The 17,902-nt window shown below is 66.6% G+C and carries 16 protein-coding genes, 1 tRNA gene and 1 pseudogene; 9 read left to right on the top strand and 9 right to left on the bottom strand.

What is annotated here, in order from left to right; genetic code table 11:
* The first annotated feature begins 119 nt into the window (after positions 1–119).
* Both NA10_RS08210 and NA10_RS35375 read left to right on the top strand, forming a co-directional pair.
* Positions 120–377, top strand: a complete 258-nt coding sequence (locus NA10_RS08210; protein WP_067565477.1) for an HPr family phosphocarrier protein — start codon at positions 120–122, stop codon at positions 375–377.
* A 100-nt stretch (positions 378–477) separates the two neighbouring features.
* Positions 478–978: a LapA family protein gene (locus NA10_RS35375; RefSeq protein WP_245677094.1), complete on the top strand. Its 501-nt coding sequence runs from the start codon at positions 478–480 to the stop codon at positions 976–978.
* A 34-nt stretch (positions 979–1,012) separates the two neighbouring features.
* Here NA10_RS35375 and NA10_RS08220 read toward each other — a convergent pair whose 3' ends face one another.
* Positions 1,013–1,588: a MarR family winged helix-turn-helix transcriptional regulator gene (locus NA10_RS08220; protein WP_067565480.1), complete on the bottom strand. Its 576-nt coding sequence runs from the start codon at positions 1,586–1,588 to the stop codon at positions 1,013–1,015.
* Positions 1,589–1,605: 17 nt separating this feature from the next.
* On the opposite strand from NA10_RS08220, the gene NA10_RS08225 reads away from it, so the two are divergent.
* From NA10_RS08225 to NA10_RS38545, 3 genes and pseudogenes are all read left to right on the top strand, one after another.
* Entirely contained in the window at positions 1,606–2,007 is a 402-nt protein-coding gene (locus tag NA10_RS08225) for a VOC family protein (RefSeq protein ID WP_067565483.1), read from the top strand.
* A 4-nt stretch (positions 2,008–2,011) separates the two neighbouring features.
* Positions 2,012–2,407 carry a YdeI/OmpD-associated family protein gene (locus tag NA10_RS08230; RefSeq protein WP_174562487.1) on the top strand — a complete coding sequence of 132 codons (396 nt, stop codon included), beginning with the start codon at positions 2,012–2,014 and terminating at the stop codon, positions 2,405–2,407.
* A pseudogene (locus NA10_RS38545) lies at positions 2,317–2,541 on the top strand (acetoacetate--CoA ligase); the annotation flags it as partial. The gene NA10_RS08230 and the pseudogene NA10_RS38545, both read left to right, overlap by 91 nt.
* A 232-nt stretch (positions 2,542–2,773) precedes the next feature.
* Here NA10_RS38545 and NA10_RS08235 read toward each other — a convergent pair.
* A complete protein-coding gene (locus NA10_RS08235) occupies positions 2,774–3,673 on the bottom strand; it encodes a LysR family transcriptional regulator (protein WP_067565486.1) in 900 nt (299 codons plus the stop codon).
* 42 nt (positions 3,674–3,715) lie between these two features.
* Here NA10_RS08235 and NA10_RS08240 point away from each other — a divergent pair, with 42 nt between their 5' ends.
* Both NA10_RS08240 and NA10_RS08245 read left to right on the top strand, forming a co-directional pair.
* On the top strand, positions 3,716–4,852 hold the full coding sequence (locus NA10_RS08240) for an alcohol dehydrogenase catalytic domain-containing protein (protein WP_218021482.1): 1,137 nt from the start codon (positions 3,716–3,718) through the stop codon (positions 4,850–4,852).
* Between the two features lie 97 nt (positions 4,853–4,949).
* A complete protein-coding gene (locus tag NA10_RS08245; protein WP_067565490.1) occupies positions 4,950–5,789 on the top strand; it encodes a COG4705 family protein in 840 nt (279 codons plus the stop codon).
* Positions 5,790–6,318: 529 nt separating this feature from the next.
* Here NA10_RS08245 and NA10_RS08250 read toward each other — a convergent pair.
* Positions 6,319–6,391 (bottom strand) — tRNA-Lys (locus NA10_RS08250).
* 342 nt (positions 6,392–6,733) lie between these two features.
* Between NA10_RS08250 and NA10_RS08255 the strand changes: the two genes are divergently transcribed.
* Positions 6,734–7,924 (top strand): L,D-transpeptidase, encoded by a 1,191-nt coding sequence (locus NA10_RS08255; protein ID WP_067565494.1) that lies wholly within the window; start codon positions 6,734–6,736, stop codon positions 7,922–7,924.
* Between the two features lie 81 nt (positions 7,925–8,005).
* Here the strand turns inward: NA10_RS08255 and NA10_RS08260 are convergent, their stop codons facing one another.
* From NA10_RS08260 to NA10_RS08270, 3 genes are all read right to left on the bottom strand, one after another.
* Complete coding sequence (locus NA10_RS08260; RefSeq protein ID WP_067565497.1) at positions 8,006–8,368, bottom strand: hypothetical protein; 363 nt, start codon at positions 8,366–8,368, stop codon at positions 8,006–8,008.
* 117 nt (positions 8,369–8,485) lie between these two features.
* Complete coding sequence (locus tag NA10_RS08265; RefSeq protein WP_084514430.1) at positions 8,486–9,133, bottom strand: cyclase family protein; 648 nt, start codon at positions 9,131–9,133, stop codon at positions 8,486–8,488.
* A 23-nt stretch (positions 9,134–9,156) separates the two neighbouring features.
* Positions 9,157–10,635 (bottom strand): FAD-dependent monooxygenase, encoded by a 1,479-nt coding sequence (locus tag NA10_RS08270; protein WP_067565501.1) that lies wholly within the window; start codon positions 10,633–10,635, stop codon positions 9,157–9,159.
* Between the two features lie 70 nt (positions 10,636–10,705).
* On the opposite strand from NA10_RS08270, the gene NA10_RS08275 reads away from it, so the two are divergent.
* Positions 10,706–11,389 (top strand): TetR/AcrR family transcriptional regulator C-terminal domain-containing protein, encoded by a 684-nt coding sequence (locus NA10_RS08275; RefSeq protein ID WP_245677095.1) that lies wholly within the window; start codon positions 10,706–10,708, stop codon positions 11,387–11,389.
* 68 nt (positions 11,390–11,457) lie between these two features.
* On the opposite strand, the gene NA10_RS08280 is transcribed toward NA10_RS08275, so the two are convergent.
* The 3 genes from NA10_RS08280 to NA10_RS08290 all read right to left on the bottom strand — a co-directional run bounded on the left by NA10_RS08280 (position 11,458) and on the right by NA10_RS08290 (position 17,753).
* A complete protein-coding gene (locus NA10_RS08280; protein WP_067565504.1) occupies positions 11,458–12,948 on the bottom strand; it encodes an amino acid permease in 1,491 nt (496 codons plus the stop codon).
* 34 nt (positions 12,949–12,982) lie between these two features.
* A complete protein-coding gene (locus NA10_RS08285; protein WP_067565507.1) occupies positions 12,983–14,053 on the bottom strand; it encodes a Glu/Leu/Phe/Val family dehydrogenase in 1,071 nt (356 codons plus the stop codon).
* A gap of 223 nt (positions 14,054–14,276) precedes the next feature.
* On the bottom strand, positions 14,277–17,753 hold the full coding sequence (locus NA10_RS08290) for an indolepyruvate ferredoxin oxidoreductase family protein (RefSeq protein WP_067565510.1): 3,477 nt from the start codon (positions 17,751–17,753) through the stop codon (positions 14,277–14,279).
* Positions 17,754–17,902 lie beyond the last annotated feature (149 nt).

The following is a 17,902-nucleotide window of genomic DNA, read 5'->3' on the forward strand; positions in this document are numbered from 1 at the left end:
GCAGCGCCGCCGCCGCCCTCCCCGGCACCGGTCTGCCCGGCCCGCACCACACCACCCCGGCCGCGGTCACCGTCACCACCCTGGATCTACAGCCCCACCCCTGAGGAGTCGCGACAACCATGCCCACCATCACCGTCCCCGTCGGTTCGGCCGTCGGCCTGCACGCCCGCCCCGCCAATATCATCGCCGAAACCGTCCAGGCCGCAGGCATTCCCGTCACCCTCGCGATAGTCGACGGCACCCCCGTCGACGCGGGTTCGGCCCTGATGATCATGACGCTCGGCGCGTCCAAGGGCACCGAAGTCACCATCACCACCGACGACCAACCCACCCTCGACCGAATCGCCGAACTGGTAGCCGCCGACCTCGACGCCTGATCGGTAGTGGCCGATGCGCCGCCGCCGGTTGGGCCGCCGAGAAACGGGCATCCCCAGGAAGAGACGTCCGCAACGAGACGTACAACGTCAGATCTCGTTGGTGTCGAATCCAAAGGAGAGCGATGTGAATCCGGCCGATCAGGGCAGACCACCCCTTCCCCCCGAGCGCGGTGAAGCGCCCCCCGCATCGCACCCGCCCGAGCAACCACCGCAGGGCTCATTACCACCGCAGAGCTCACTACCACCGCAGACCTACCCGCCCCCCGAACCACCGCCGACCACCCCGCCCCCGCCGGCCCCGGGGCACACCGGCATCCGCCGAACCCGCGCGGGCAGCCTCTGGGTGAGCCTGACCGTCGGCGGCCTCTTCCTGGTAGCCCTACTGATCTTCGTAGTACAGAACACGACCAGCGTCCGCCTGGGCTTCCTCGGCTGGCACTTCATGCTGCCCGTCGGCGTGGCGATCCTGGTCGCCGCCGTAGCGGGCCTACTGGTGATGGCGATAGCGGGCAGCATCCGCATAATCCAACTCCGCCAAGCCTTCTCGAAATTGAACCGCAAGAACGCGGCTCGACCACCACGCCGGCCCGACGCCCAGTGATGAACGGGTGATCCCGCTCGGCGTCAACCGCGGATCACCCCGGCTCGCTGGTTGTGGCGGCGTTGTTGACCGGGCAGTCGCCCTCGCTCCGGCCGCAGGCGGCGAAGTCGCAGAGGCGGCACAGCCAGGGCTGGGGGCGGTTGTTGCCGGGAGCTGAGCGTTGCTCGGCTCTGGCCCGGGTCACCGTGGTCAGCATGGTGTCCAGTGCCGCCGCGAGATTGTCGATCTGATTCGGGGACAACGCGGACAGTGCGCTCGTCAGGGACTGCTCGCGTGTTCGGAGTATCTCGTCGGCCGTGTGCCTGCCCTGCTCGGTCAGGGCGATCGAGACGGCGCGTCCGTCCTGTGCCCCGCCGCGCTCGACCAGACCCTCGGCGGCAAGGCGGTCGACGAGGCGGACGGTGCCCGAGTGTGTCAGGCCGAGAACGGAACTCAGCTGCGTCACCGATCCGCCGTCGAGGAACTGATGCATCGCGGCCAGGGCGGCGGGGGCAGACGGGCCGAGCGCGGTGACCGCGTCGACTGCCGTGTTCATCCGGTCGGCGACCATGAGGCTCAGCGCGCCCAGGACGTTGGCCGCATGCTGAAGGCTTGACTGGGTTTGCGTCACGGTCCTAGGTTATATGCATGACTCACACATATTCCAAGGGCCCCGGCCCGGAGCCGACGGCGGCGCTGGCGATGCTCAATATCGACAGCGCCGATCCGGCCGGGCAGGCCCGCTTCTACGCGGCCGCGCTCGGCTGGGAAGTCACCTACAGCGACGACAACTACGGAATGGTCGAAGGCGGCGGGGTCAAGATCGGCTTCGGCAGGATCGAGGGCTTCCGTCCCGCGCAGTGGCCCGACGAGACCGGCGCTAAACGCTTCCATCTCGACCTACAGGTCGGCGACCTCGACAAGGCCGCCGAAAGCCTCTGTGCGCTCGGTGCCACCCAACCCGACTTCCAACCCGGCGCCGACCGCTGGCGCGTCCTACTCGACCCCGACGGCCAGCCGTTCTGCCTGAGCCCCCGCCCCACGTCGTAGCGTCGTGGGGGAACTCGCGGAACTGCTGGTCCAGGATGCCAAGGCATGGCGCGAGTGGTTGGACAGCCATCATGCCAACCACCCCGGCGTCTGGCTGGTATCGCATAAGAAGGGCGGTCGGAGGACGGCCCTGACCTACGCGCAAGCGCTCGACGAAGCGCTGTGCTTCGGCTGGATCGTCGGGCAGATCGCCCGACGTGACGACGACAGCTATCGCCAGCGCTTCACCCCGCGCCGCTCGAACAGCCCCTGGTCCGCGCGGAATATCGAGCACATCGCCCGCCTCATCCGCGCCGGACGAATGCGCCCGGCCGGCGCTGCCGCGACGCATATTTCGGCACCTTTCCTGGCGTGTGGCGCCACGGTGACTGGATCACCGTCACCGACCGTGGTTCGGTGATCATCCTTGGCCGGTCGGACGCGACCCTGAACCGCCACGGAGTTCGTATTGGCCGCGGCGATACCTGCGGACCTGTCGAGGAGCTCGACGAGATCGAGGAGGCCCTCGTAGTCGGCGTCGAACAGGCATGCGGCTCCCCGCTACCACCAAAGATTGCCTCTCACCGGTGCTTTCGGTGCGGGCACATGTCACCGATCAGCACGCGACCTCCGGCACGAAAATCATCGTTGCCACCAAACGCGAAGCCCGCTACCCCGACGAGGTCCGGACCAAAGCTCGATGTCCGGTAGGCCGACTGTGAGGAAAGCTGAACTCCCCGAGCGGGATTGCGCACTAAACATCCTTCTATGGTGCGAGGTGACATCATCACGGACCGAGGATGGAGGCGATCGCCTCGGTGGCCGCCGTGATCGCGGGTGTGCTGGCACCGGGGAGGCGGGCCACGAGAACGCGGCGGATTTCGGGTGCCGCTCCCTGGACTCGCAAACCGATCACAGCGGGTGGGAAGACCGGCGACATACTTTCCGGAACCGTGGTCACACCGAAACCACCGGCGACCAAGTGTAGTTTCGTCAGCCAGTCGCGGGCACTGTGGACGATGCGCGCTCGCCCCGGCAAACCCGGCCAGACACCGAGCAACGGCTCCTTGCTCGACGACGGAGTCGCGATCCAGGACGCGTTGACCAGTTCATCGACATGCACCGACGTGCGGCCGGCGAAAGGGCCTGTGGCCGAGGCCGCTACCAGAAGTTCGGTGTCCCGCACCGTGGTGACGTGCAGTCGTGGCGACTCGGCATCCGGTGGCCGGTGCGGTGGACGCGAGGACAATACGGCGAGATCGATCGAGCCGGTGCGCAACGCGCGAGCCAAGCTGGGGGTGGTTCCTTCACGGGTGGTGACCCTGACCTGTGGCGCTGCCGTGGCGAGCCGAGCAAGCGCGCCGGGCAGGAGCACCGGCCCGGCGCTCTGGAACAACCCCAGCCGCACCACCTCGGTACGGGGAACCTCGTCGTTCAGGTCACGTGCTGCCGCGTCGACCGACTCCAGAATCGTTCGGGCGTAGCGCAACAGCGTCAGCCCGGGCTGGGTGAGCTGCACTCCGTCGGGCCGCCGTTCGAACAGGGTGGCGCCCGCACTGCGTTCGAGGGCGACCGCCTGGCGGGAGACCGCCGACTGCGTGTAGCCCAGTCGTTCGGCGGCCGCGGTGAAGCTGCCCGATTCGGCGATCTGACAGAGCACCCGAAGATTCGCGCTCGACATGTCCATGCTGACTACGCATACCAGAGATGCCAGATCCTCGCTTCCCGCATGTCATTTTCCCGCCTTAGCTTGCTGGAAACGCAAGAGAAAGGCTTTCCCATGCGCGCAGCGACACTGACCGAATTCGGTTCACCACTCACGGTGCACGAGGTGCCCGACCCGGAAACCGGCAGCGGTGAGGTACTGGTCGAGGTTCTGGCGACCTGTGTGCCCCCGTATGCGGCCGAGGTGTTCAGCGGTGAACGGCGCTATCCGCTGGAACCACCTGTTGTGCCGGGGGTCGGCGGTATCTGCCGAGTAAGACACGTAGGACCGGACGCGACCAAGCTGAGGGCGGGTGACCTGGTGTGGTGCGATTCGACGGTACGGGCCCGCGACGACGCCCTGACACCGGATATCACGCTGCAGGGCTGGAGCTCGCGCGGCGAGGGCGGCGCACGACTGGCTCGATACCTGCACGACGGACCGTTCGCCGAACTCATGCGGGTTCCCACTGAGAACGTGTACCCCCTTCCCGCCGGGGCGGCAGCCGACCCCGCACGCTGGTCCGCGCTGGGTGTGCACACCATTCCCTACGGTGGGCTGCTGGCCGGCCAACTTGCTGCCGGAGAGACGCTGCTGATCAGTGGGGCGACCGGCAACCTCGGCAGCAGCGCGATAGCCGTCGCGCTCGCCATGGGTGCCGGTCACGTGGTAGCCCCGGGCCGCAACCGGGCCGTCCTCGATCTGCTCGCCGACCGGTTCGGCACCCGGGTGAGCCCGGTCGAACTCAGCGGAGACGAAGACACCGACCGAACAGTGATGGCCGCGGCGGCCGCCGGCCCGATCGACATCGTGCTCGACCTCCTACCGCCCCAGGCGCCCAGCTCAGCGGCGCGTGCAGCAGCTATGACCGTGCGCGAGTACGGGCGGGTCGTGCTGATGGGCGGCGTCGGCATGCTCGGCGGCGCGGATCTCGCCCTGCCCTACCCCTGGATCATGCGCAACTCGGTGACCGTACGTGGCCAATGGATGTACCCACGCGTGGCGAACGTGGGCATGATCCGCCTCATCGCTTCGGGCGCCCTCGACCTCAGTCGCGAACACCTCACCCAATTCGACCTCGACCAGGTCAACGACGCTGTCACGCACGCCGCAGCTCACGGCGGCCCCTTCGACCGCACCGTTCTCACACCAAATGCCTGAGGCCGAAGTACCGCGGCAAACGGCCTCAGCGGGTTCTCAGCAGTGCCTTGCCACAGTGGCGTGGCGATATTGAATCATCAACGTTAGGGACATCATCATGGATGCCAGCACACCAGGGACCGGCGTGTACGTCGGTGAACGGCAGGGCCGGGCGCGCGAGTACGCGGCGAGCAAGGTTCCCCAGATCACGGTTCTTTTCTGGGTGATCAAGATCTTGACCACCGGTATGGGGGAGGCGACCTCGGACTGGGCGCTGAACCAGGGCGCCGGTCTGCCTGGGCTCGGCCTCATCGGCACGATGGTTCTCGACATTGCCATCTTCGTGGGAGCCTTGGTTCTCCAGTTTCGGGTGCCCCGCTATCTCCCGGCTGTCTACTGGCTCGCGGTCACCGCGGTGGCGATATTCGGTACTGCCGCAGCGGATATCGTTATGTACGTCATCGGGTTGCCTATGTGGCTGACCTGTGCCATTTATGCGCTATTGGCGGCGGCGACTTTCACGTTCTGGTATCGCAGTGAGAAGACCCTCTCGATTCATAGCATCACCACGCGCCGGCGCGAGACCTTCTATTGGCTCACTGTCTTTTGGACCTTCGCACTTGGTACCGCGTTGGGTGATCTCACCGCGGCCGCGTGGGATTGGGGTTACCTGCTGTCCGGTGTTGCGTTCGCGGCCCTGATCGCTGTCCCTTGGCTCGCCCACAGGTTCGCGGGCATGAACGGGATTCTCGCGTTCTGGTTCGGTTATGTGGTGACCCGTCCGCTCGGTGCCTCGTTCGCGGACTGGTTCGCGCGGCCGGCGGACAGCGGTGGTCTCGATCTTGGTGCAGGCTGGGTCGCACTCATCGCGGCGGTGGCCATCGCTGGACTTGTCACGCAGCAGACTATCGCCGACGCGCGCGTCGGCTCCGAGGGTTCATCGAGAACTGACGATTAACCACGGCGGCCGCCAGGCTGGCTACGTTCGATATAGCCAGCACTGGACTGGGAGATGCTAGCTAACAGCACCTCCTATGATTCGAACCTCCGACACCCGACCTGGGGTTTCTCTGATCTGGAGGGTGGGGGATCAACATTAGGGAACAGGCCCGACCTGGGGAGATGATCGAGTCTCGTGGCGCCCTCGGCGGGGCACGACAAGAATGGGAACAGGACCGACCAGCACCTTCAGCCATCGAACGGGACCGTCTGGACGGCCTCCGCGCTCAGCTTCGAGAATGGCTGGCGGGGAGAGAGATTCCGGGGACACGCGCGTATACCTATGGCCCGCAACGAGACCGGCTCGTTACATCGTGTCACCCGAGCAAGCTCCGGACTCATCGGCGGTGCTAGAGCAGGGTTTCGGCGTAGCCCGCTGACGATCGCTGCGGCGCTGAATTTTTGGTGTTGTCTTGGAATTCGTCGGGTCCACCGAATGCAATGAAGAAACCCCCTGACCATGTTGCCTGGTCAGGGGGTTTCTGTTGTGCGCCATCAGGGACTTGAACCCCGAACCCGCTGATTAAGAGTCAGCTGCTCTGCCAATTGAGCTAATGGCGCATGCTTGGCTTCGTGGCCTCTGCCTGTCGGTGTTGGCCTCTCTGCGGTGCGGAAAGAACATTAACAGGCTCTGCGATGAAATGTGAAATCGTGGCCTTGAGCTGCGTTTTTGGTGACTTCGACGAACTCGCTCGGTGATGTTAACGAATCGGGAGCCGGTACGGATGAACCGGTCGAGCCCTGCGGGGGCGGATGGTATGGGCGTGTGGTGGGGCCATGCTTCCTGGCAGAATGGTCGAGGCGTGGTCTCGGCCGAACCCCGCGGGCGTGGTGGTCGGGCAGGCGTGGTCGGGGTCGAAGCCTTCGGGGCGACTACGCACTAGACATGGAGTGGGGTTGTTTATGAAGCAGTGGCGGGGATCCGTTGCCGTTCTTGCCGTGCTGGCGCTGGCGCTGGTGGGGTGCTCCTCGGGGAATTCGTCGAAGGATTCCTCTTCTGTCGCAATCGATTCCAACCCGGTGAGCGAATTGGTGAAGCCGAAGCTGGTGTCGCCGATCAAGGACGGTCAGAAGGGTGTCTCGCCCGGTGACCCGATGGTGCTGCAGGTGCAGGACGGCAAGCTCACCAAGGTGACGCTCACCAATCCGGAGGGCAAGCCGGTCGGCGGCGAGCTCGCCAAGGACGGTCTGTCCTGGAAGTTGACCGAGCAGTTGGGTTTTGCGCGCAGCTACAAGCTGTCGGTGGATGCCATCGGCCTCGGCGGCGCGAGCAACTCGACCATGACGTTCACCACAATCTCGCCGAACAATCGGACGCACCCGTATCTGCTGCCCGCCGAGAACGAGGTCGTCGGGATCGGCCAGCCGGTGGCGGTGCAGTTCGACGAGAACATTCCGGACCGCAAGGCCGCCCAGAATGCGATCAAGATCACCACGACCCCGGCGGTCGAGGGCGCCTTCTACTGGGTGAACAATCGCGAGGTGCGCTGGCGGCCCGAGCATTTCTGGGCTCCGGGCACCAAGGTCGATATCGCGGTGAACGTGTACGGCAAGGATTTGGGCAACGGCCTGGTCGGCGATACGGACATCACCTCCAGCTTCACCATCGGTGAGGCCACCGTCTTCACCGCCGACGACAACACCAAGATGGTGACCGTCGAGAAGAACGGTCAGGTGGTCAAGACCATGCCGACCTCGATGGGTAAGGATTCCAGCCCCACCAACAACGGCATCTATATCGTCGGCGACCGCTTCGAGAAGATCATCATGGATTCCTCGACCTACGGCGTGGCGGTGAACTCTCCCAACGGCTACAAGACGCCGGTGGACTGGGCGACGCGAATCTCCTACTCCGGCATCTTCTTCCACTCCGCGCCGTGGTCGGTCGGCCAGCAGGGCTACAGCAATACCAGTCACGGCTGCCTGAACCTGAGTCCGTCGGACGCGCGCTGGGTGTACGAGAACTCCAAGCGCGGTGACATCACGATCGTGAAGAACACGGTGGGCGACATCCTGCCCGGCACCGACGGTCTGGGTGACTGGAATATCCCGTGGGCGCAGTGGAAGGCCGGCAACGCCGACGACAACCGCTGACCCGTAGACATGCGGAAAGGGGCGCCGGCCGCGAAGCCGACGCCCCTTTCTCATGCTCGATCCATCCCCTGGAAGTGGGGCCTACAGCTTGGGCAAGCCCAGATCGCCCTTGCCGTTGAGACTGTCGCAGCCGAATCCGGCCTTGCCCAGCACGGTGGAGGCGCTCCCGGTAACCGCACACAGCGACTTGTAATCGCCGAGCAGCATTTTGTCCAGATTGGGCAGGCCGAAGGAGCCGGTGCCGGTGGAGCCGGTGGTCGCCAGCCCGCCCGAGCTGCCGGTCCGGGCTGATCCGGAGGCGGAGCCGGTGACCTCGGCGGTCATCGGATCGTCATTGGTCTTGGTGGAGGTGTCCGTGAGAGTGATCTCCGCGGAGGCGACTGCGGGCGCGGCACTCAGAATGGCCGCCGTGGCTAGCAGAGTTGTTACGGTACAACGCTTCACGTAAAGGTCTTCCTTGATCGAGCTCGGTTCGGGGCCCCGACTCCCCCCGGGTGGTGACCTGCAGTCTACGAAGATCAAGTGGCCCGCGCCACATAACCCGACACGGTGCTGTACTCGTCACAACCCGATGCGAGCGATGGCTCGCACGGGCGCTCCATCCGCCCCTGGCAGGTTCAAAGGGAGTAGGGAGGCCTCCACGCGCCGGCCCGACTGCTGTTCGGCTAGCACCTGGTCCAGCGCGGTGAGGTTTTCGGCGATCACGGCGTGCGCGCCGCACAGTATCCTATGCGACGGAATGTCTTGTGCTGGAGTCGGATCCACGCTGAGCGTATCGATCCCGACGGTCTTGATCCCGGCCTCGATCAGATAGGCCGCGGCCTCGGGATCCAGGTACGGATGCGCCAGGTATTCGGGCGTGCCCCAGTATCGCGACCAGCCGGTGGCGATCAGCACGATCTGCCCCGGCTGGACCTTCCCCTCGAAATACTCCCGCCCGATCGCCGTGCGCGGCCCGAGCCCGCTCGCGTCGATCACCACCGCGGGACCCACGAACCGCTCCAGCGGGAGGGCGTCGAGCGCGGGCAATGCGTCATCGATATGAAAAGGCGCGTCCACATGCGTCCCCGTCTGCGATCCCATATCCACGTGCAGCACATTCACCCCGTCGACGGCGACGGTCAGCGCCGGACGGATCTTCACTTCGGGATCGCCGGGATAGACGGGCATTGCGGTCCGCAACGGGACCGACAGGTCGATGATGCGCACGCGCCCAGCCTAGAGCCCGGGGCTCAGGCGGTCGCGCCGAACCAGGTGGTGAGGGCCTCGGCGAGGCCGTCGGCGCCGGGTTCGCCGGTGGCCCAGGCGACGTAGCCGTCCGGGCGGACCAGCACCGCGGCCGGGGTGGGGATCCTGCCCGCGCCGGGGATGGCCCAGGCGGTGGCCGGGGTGACGGCGCTGACGACATCGATGTGCTCGAAGCCGGTCGGCAGCACGGGTGCGGGGGTGCCGTCGAGCAGCAACAGGATCGGATGGGCGCGGCGGCACAGCTGGAAGAACCGGGTGACGCAGGTGGTGGTGATCAGCGCGGCGTCGGGCATGCGACGCCCCGCGAGCGGGTGATCGCATTTGGTGTCGTAGTCGATATCCAGGGCGGTGATCATCAGGCCGAGGCGGTGCCGGACCTCGGGGAGTTCGATGAGATCGCTCATGACATCGCGCAGGGCGTCGGCGTGCGTGCCCGGGCGCATGAGCGCGGTCTGCGCGCGGGTGTTCCGCAGCACCCGCGCGGCGATCGGATGGCGCTCGGATTCGTATGTGTCCAAAAGGGTTTCGGGCGCGGTGCGGTTGACGGCGGCGGCCAGCTTCCAGCCCAGGTTCACCGCGTCCTGGATGCCCAGGTTCTGGCCCTGGCCACCTGCGGGGAAGTGGATATGCGCGGCATCGCCCGCGAGGAAGACCCGTCCGGCGCGGTAATGCACGGCCTGGCGCGCGGCGTCGCCGTAGTGGGTGACCCAGCGCGGGCTGTGCATGCCGTAGTCGGTCCCCGCCAATTCGAGGAAATTGGCGCGGAAGTCCTCGAAGCTCAGTTCGGCGCCGCGCGGCAGCACCAGATCGTGGCGCTGCACCACCAGCCGATACCAGTCGGGCTCGAATCCGATGACGGAATAGTCGCCCGCCGCCCCGCGCCGCGCGAAGAACGGCTGCGCGGGCGGATCGGCGAGTTCGACATCGGCGATCATGCCGGTCGCGGTGGTATCGGTGCCGACGAAATCGATTCCGGCGAGCTTGCGCACCGCGCTGCGGCCGCCGTCGCAGCCGACCAGGTACGCGGCCCGGATGGTGCGCGGCCGCACGCCGCCGATCTCGACCTCGATACCCGCCTCGTCCTGGCGGAAGCCGGTGACGGGGGAGCTCCACTGGGTGTTGACGCCCAATTCGTCTGCGCGGCCTTCGAGTTCGCGCTCCATGATCGATTGCAGTACGGCCAGCAGGTACGGATGATCGGTGTCGAAGTCGGCGAAGTTGAGGGCGAGTCCGCCGAAGTGCCCCGCCTGCATCTGCCTGCCCTGCGGTAGCAATCGATTCAGGATGCCGCGCTGATCGAGGATCTCCATCGTGCGGGCGTGGATTCCGCCGGCGCGCGATTCGCCGGTGCGGGCGGGGAGCCCGTCGACCAGGGAGACCCGCACGCCGGCCAGCCGCAATTCGGCGGCGAGCATGAGCCCGGTGGGGCCGCTGCCTGCGATGACTACATCCGTGGTCGCCATGACCCTCTCCTTAACGGCGTTAAGTCTTTAACGCTGTTAAGGAAACCAGAACGCTGTTAAGGTGTCAACGGTGAGCGAGAAACCGGGCGTGAAGCTCGACGGCAAGGCCATTGCCGTGGCCGCCCTGGACCTGCTGGACGAGACCGGGCTGGACGGTCTGACCATGCGCAAGGTCGCCGCCGCCCTGAATGTGCAGGCGCCCGCGCTGTACTGGCATGTGAAGAACAAGCGCGAACTGCTCGACGCCATGGCGCAGCACATCTTCGTCACCGCCGTTGCCGGTCTGGAGGGGCCCCGCCGGGACGAGATCTGGCAGGACTGGCTGATTCAGCTCGCCGCGCGCCTGCGGCGATCCATGCTGCGCTATCGCGATGGCGCGCGGGTCGCGGCCGGGACCTTCATCAGTGATGAATCCATGTGGCGCACGGTGGAATTGACACTGCGCACGCTGGAGGACGCGGGCCTGGATCGGACCGCGGCCGAACGCGTCTTCCCGATCCTGCTGCACTACACCACCGGCTTCGTCATCGAGGAGCAGGCGCGCACCGGGGCGGAATACGGTGAAAATCCTTATACCGCCGATCATCTCGGCACGGCGGTGGACCCGGCCCGGTATCCGCGCACCGCGCGCATGGTCACCGGTTTCGCGGCCGCCGACAACGACCGGGAGTACGAGCACGGCCTGCGCGTCATCCTGGCCGGGATCACGGCGGCCGTCACACCCACCCTCGCCCCGGGGTCCGCTACCGGATGAACGACCGCGAGGGCGCGAATCATCCCCCTCATCAAGATGATTCGCGCCCTCCTCGGTGAGGTGGACAGCTAGCCGACGGGCGTCGCGTCGGGCTGCTGTGCCGCGGTCTGCTTGCGCAGGATCGAATGCTTGCGGCTGTAGGCGAAGTAGACGACCACGCCCACCGCCATCCAGATGACAAAGCGCAACCAGGTCTCGATCGAGAGATTGAGCATGAGCCACAGGCAGGACAGCGCGGCCAGGATCGGCACCAGCGGCACGAGCGGAACTCGGAAGCCGCGCTCGAGATCCGGGCGGGTGCGGCGCAGGATCGGCACGCCGATCGACACCAGCACGAAGGCGACCAGGGTACCGATATTGACCATCTCCTCGAGGGTGCCGAAGTCGACGAAACCGGCGAGCGCGGCGCAGACGATGCCGACGATGACGGTCAGGCGGACCGGGGTGCCGTGCTTGCCGGTATGCGCCAGACCTCGCGGCAGCAGACCGTCGCGGGCCATGGCGAACAGCACCCGGGTCTGCCCCAGGAACATGACCATGACCACGGTGGACAGGCCCGCCAGCGCGCCGACGGAGATGATGTTCTTCACCCACATATCGCCGTGGATGGCGAAAGCCGTTGCCAGGGTGGCATTTCCGCTGGACAGCGCGGTGTAGGGGACCATGCCGGTCAGGACCAGCGATACCGCCACGTACAGCACCGTGACGATGGCGAGCGAGCCGAAGATGCCGCGCGGCACATTGCGCTGCGGATCGCGCACCTCCTCGGCGGTGGTGGCCACCACATCGAAGCCGATGAAGGCGAAGAACACCAGGCTGGCCGCGGCCAGCAGGCCGTACCAGCCGAAACTGGTGCCGCCGGAACCGGTCAGGAAGCTGAACAGCGACTGGTGCACCCCGCCCGCCTTCTCCGAGGGCTGGGACGGCGGAATATACGGGCTCAGGTTGGAGGCCTTGAAGTAGGTGGCGCCGACCACCAGCACCAGTGCGATGACGGCCAGTTTGATGGCGACCGCGATGGCCGAGACGCGCGAGGAGAGCTTGGTTCCGGTGGCAAGCAATACCCCGACCACGGCGATGATAAGGACTGCGCCCCAATCGAAGTGGATCGAACCCAGCTCCAGGATGGGCGGCCGGGAGCCGAGCACCTCACCGAGGTACTGCGACCAACCCTTGGCCACCACCGAGACCGCGAGCGCGAATTCCAGAATCAGATCCCAGCCGATGATCCACGCGATGATCTCGCCGAAGGTCGCGTACGCGAAGGTGTACGCGCTGCCCGCCACCGGCACCGTCGAGGCGAATTCGGCGTAGCAGAGCGCGGTCAGCCCGCACGCGATCGCCGCGAAGACGAAGGCGAGCGAGACCGAGGGCCCCGCGACCGTACCCGCGGTGCGCGCGGTGAGGGTGAAGATGCCCGCGCCGATGACCACGGCCACACCGAAGACGGTGAGGTCCTTGGCCGTCAGATCCTTGCGTAGCTTGGCATCCGGGTCGTCGGTGTCCCGGATTGACTGTTCAACTGATTTGGTGCGGAATAATCCGCTGGTGATCGCCACTTTCGGTCTCCTCCTTGAAACTCCGGCGCCGCGGTCAGATCGACCGCGGGATGGCGTCGAGTCGCCGCTCGGCGAATCGATTCGCCGCCGCGCCCGTACCGATGCCGGAAGCCTTTGCCGCCGTGATGATGTCGCGGCAGCGGTCGTAGATGGCCGTCACATCGGCTTCGATGGCGGCGGGGTCGGCGGTGCGTAATTCGCCCGCCACCTGCATGAGGCCGCCCGCGTTGGCGACGAAATCGGGGACCCAGGTGATACCGCGCTCATTGAGGGCGTGCTCGATATCCGGGGTGGCGAGCTGGTTGTTGGCCGCGCCGCACACGAGTTTCGCCTCGATGGCCTCGGCGCTGGCGGCGGTGAGGGTGCCGCCGAGGGCGCAGGGGGCGTACACGTCGACGGGTGCGGCGGCTACTGTGCTGAGCAGTCGGACCGTCGGGTGCACCTGGGAAATGCGTTGCAGGGCGGCGTCGTTCACATCGGTGACGCAGACCTCCGCACCGTCGGCGAGCAGCATGCCGATGAGTTCGCTGCCGACCTTGCCCGCGCCCTCGACGCCCACCGTGCGGTTCGCGAGTGAGGCGGTGCCCCAGACGGATTCGGCGCCCGCGCGCATGGCGTGGAAGACGCCGAGCGCGGTCAGCCGGGCGCTGTCGCCGGAGCCGCCCGCGGCGATACTGCGACCGGTCACGAAGGGTGTGTGCTTGCCGATGACATCGAGATCGGCGGTGTTGGTGCCGACATCGCCCGCCGTGATGTACCGCCCGCCAAGGGTATTCACGAAACGCGCGTACGCCGCGAGCAATTCCTCGCTCTTGGCCACGGCCGGATCGCCGATGATGACGGCCTTGCCGCCGCCCAGATCGACCCCGGCGGCGGCGGCCTTGTAGGTCATACCCCAGGACAGCCGCAGCACATCCTGGAGCGCGGCGGACTCGTCCGCGTACGGGTAGAACCGGGTGCCACCGAGCGCGGGGCCCAGGGCCGTCGAATGAATCGCGATGATCGCCTTCAACCCGGTCCTGTCGTCCTCGCAGAACACGACCTGTTCGTGAGCGCGCGAGCTCACCTCGTGCGAGCGCCCGAAAACGCCTGTCTCGGTGTGCATTGCAGTCACAATCCATTCCTCTCTCGATGCCGTTCGTGGCGGCGCTTCACTGCGGAAACCAGCTTGGTCTGCCGGTGTGGATCCCGGCCAGGAGCGCGCCGGGATGACGGGGGTTGCCCGCCTGAATAGGGGTGGTGGATGGACTACACGCTCGCGGCCGTCATCCCGGCATGTTGCTGGCCGGGATCCACACCCCTCGGCGCGAACCTGCACTCCTCGGACATCAGTTGCGCTGGAAGCCCATATCGCGCACGGCGTTCCAATACAGCTCGACATTGGCCAGTTTGACGTCCTCGTAGCCGCGGACCAGGTCCGGGAGGGCTGCGGCGGCGACGGCGGTGTCGTAGGTGTCCGGGGTGAGGGCGTCGGCCAGCCGCCGGATCAGTCCGGTGTAGTGGGAGAGCAGTTCGCGCTCCACTTTTCGGACGTGAGCGTAGCCGAAGGGGTCCAGGCGGGTGCCGCGCAGAACCTTCCCCTTGGCGAGAAGTCGCAGGGCCACATGGGATTTGGGGGTGAGGCCGATTTTCTTTTTGCGGCCCAGGGCGCGCAGTACGGGCGGGTGGAGTTTGTAGGTGAGGTTCTCCCCGCCGGGGACCTGCTCGCGCACCTGCGCCAGGAAGGCCGGATCGACCAGGAGACGGGCCACCTCGTACTCGTCCTTGTACGCGGTGAACTTGTACAGTCCGCGCGCGGCCGCCTCGGTGAATTCGGTGCGGTCGGTGACCGAACGCTCTGCCGTCCACAGGGATTGGATGGTGTCGACGTAACGACCCGCGATCTTGGTGCTCTGGAATCGCACCAGTTCGGCGGCGCGGCGCTCGACCAGGCGGCGCACCTCACCGTCGAAGGTGGTGCCGTTCAGCAGTTCCACGGGCACGGCGGGCAGGGTGTGCTGCGGCGCGACGGATTCCACGGCCGCGTCGAAGGCCGCGGGATCGGCGATGGCGACCCGTCCCCAGCGGAAGGCGGCGATATTGGCCGCAACCGCGACACCGTTGATGCCGATGGCCTCCTCGATGGCGGCGGCGGGCAGGCGGAGCCCGCCCGTCTGGAAGGCCGCGCCGACCATCAGGAAGTTCGCCGCGGCGGTATTGCCGAACAGCTTCTCGGCGGCGGCCAACGCGTCGAAATGACTGATCGAATTCGACACCGCCGCAAGGCGATCCAGCAGCGGCTGGGTCTCGGGGTACGCGACCGACTTGTCGTAGACCATATCGCCGGTGGGTGTGCGGCTGGTGGAGGCGATGGCGATCGTTCCGGCCGGGCTCGCGTACTGGAGATTCTTGGGATCGGCGGCGGTCAGCAGATCAATGGCGATGATGCAGTCCGCGCTACCGGGAGTCAGCCGATTGGACGGTTCCAGCGCGGTGCTGGAGAACCGCAGATGCGAGACCACCGGACCGGCCTTCTGGCTCAGGCCGATCTGATCCAGGCTCTCCACTTCGTATCCGGCGCGCAGCGCGGCGGTGGCCAGCACCTGGTTGACCGTCACGATGCCGGTGCCGCCGATCCCCGCGAGCAGTACATTCTGCGTGCCCTGGGGCGCGGCCGACCCGGGATCCGCCACCGCAGGTGGCTCGGTCTGCTTGCGGGACTTCTTGCGCCCCTTGGTATCCGGCGTCACCTCGACCGTCACGAACGACGGGCAGTCACCGTCGAGGCAGCTGTAATCGGTATTACACGAGGTCTGATCGATCCGGGTCTTGCGCCCGAATTCGGTCTCGACCGGTTGCACCGACAGGCAATTCGACTTCACCCCGCAATCACCGCAGCCCTCGCACACCGCCTCGTTGATCACCACGCGGGTATTGCGGACCGGCAGGGTGCCGCGCTTGCGCTGCCGCCGCGCGTCGGCCGCGCAGTGCTGGTCGTAGATCAGCACCGTGACGCCCTTGATCTCGCGCAGGATTCGCTGCGCCTCGTCCAGCCGATCGCGATGCCACAGCAGCGTGCCCTTGGCCAGCGCCCGCCTATCGTGCCGCTTGGGCTCATCGGCGCAGATGATGATCTGCTTGACGCCCTCGGTGGTGAGTTTGTGCGTCAACTGCGCGACCGAGAGGATGCCGATGGCGTCCTGCGCGCCCGTCATGGCGACGACCTCGTTGTAGAGCAGCTTGTAGGTGATATTCACCCCGGCCGCCACACACGCCTGCACCGCCAGCTGTCCGGAGTGGAAGAACGTTCCGTCGCCGATGTTCTGGAACAGATGCGGCACATCGGTGAACGGCGCCTGGCCGATCCACTGACTGCCCTCACCGCCCATCTGGGTGAGCCCGGTGACCGCGCTGTCACTGCGGCCGGACAGCGTGACCAGGGTGTGGCAGCCGATGCCGCCGCCGCCGAGGGAACCCTCGGGCAGGGCGGTGGAGCGATTGTGCGGGCAGCCGCTGCAGAAGTACGGGGTCCGCTTGGCGGAGAGCACCTCCAGCGAAAGCGGCGGCGGCGCGGCCTTTTTCAGCTCGACATGATCGCGCAGCACCCGGCGCAGCGGGCCGAGTAGTCGCCCGGGGGTGAGCTCGCCGTCGGCGGGCATGAGCAACGCACCGCGTGCGTCCTTCTTGCCGACGATGCGTGGCGCATCCACGGTGCCGTACAGGATCTCCCGGATCTGCGTCTCGATGAAGGCGGTCTTGTCCTCCACCACGATGACCTGTTCGAGCCCGCGCGCGAATGCGGTGACCTGCTGCGCGCCAATGGGATACGGCATTCCGATGCGCAATAGTCGAATCCCGGCGCGATGCATGACGGCGTCGTCCACGCCGAGATCGAGCAGCGCCTGCCGGACCGCGTCGAAAGTGGTTCCGGTGGCGGCGATTCCGATCTTCGCATCGGCCGGATTCACCTCGATGACATCGAGATCGTTGAGTGCGCCGAATTCGCGCACCATGGCCCAGCGCGGTCCGTAAAGGTCGGCCTCGGCGAGCACGCTGTCCGTCGGCGCGGCCATCGGCCGCTGCCGGTAGACGAAAGGCTTTCCCTCCCAGAGCACTTCGGGAGTGACCAGCGGCAGATCGGCGACTGAGGCGTCCACCGTCCAGGCCCCGTCCGCCACATCGGCGACGATCTTCATGGCCACCACGCAGCCCGAGGCGCGCGAGAGCGCCACCCCGGCCATCCCCATGGTGATGATCTCCTCGGCATTGCGCGGGAACAGCACCGGTACGCCCATGGCGGCCAGCGAGCGTTCGCTCACCGCGGGCACGGTGGAGGATTTCGAGGCCGGATCATCGCCGACCAGCAGCAGGACGCCGCCCCGGGCATTGACCCCGTACATATTGGCGTGCCGAATGGCATCGGTGGCGCGGTCGACGCCCGGTCCCTTGCCGTACCAGACCCCGACCACCCCGTCATGGGTCGCGCGCCCGGCGGGCAGATCGGCCTGACTGCCCCAGACCGAGGTGGCGGCGAGTTCCTCATTGAGTCCGGGAACGAAGGTGATGTCGTGTTCGGTGAGCACATTCGGCATGCCGAGCAGCATTTTGTCGACCCCGCCCAGCGGGCTGCCCTGGTATCCGGAGACGAACGTCGCCACGCGGCGACCGGCGCGAATATCGCGCACATGCTGTTCCACCAGTAACCGGGCAATGGCCTGCACGCCGGTCAGGAGCACCGGTCCGGCGCCGGAGCGATACCGGTCGGCGAGGTCGTACGGGGCGGCCGGTTCGGCCTGCTGCGAGGACGGGCAGGCAACGCTGGTCATGAACAGTCACCACACTCTCCACAGCCCAGATCGTGAGCTGCAAACGAAAGGCACTAGCAATCGGTGCAGCGAAATCTGCCGTTAGGGGGTGATCTGTGTCAACAGATGGGTGAAAAGTTGATCAGTCTGCTCAAAAGTGATCTGTAGCA

Source organism: Nocardia acidivorans NBRC 108247, from assembly GCF_001625085.1.
Lineage (GTDB): Bacteria > Actinomycetota > Actinomycetes > Mycobacteriales > Mycobacteriaceae > Nocardia > Nocardia acidivorans.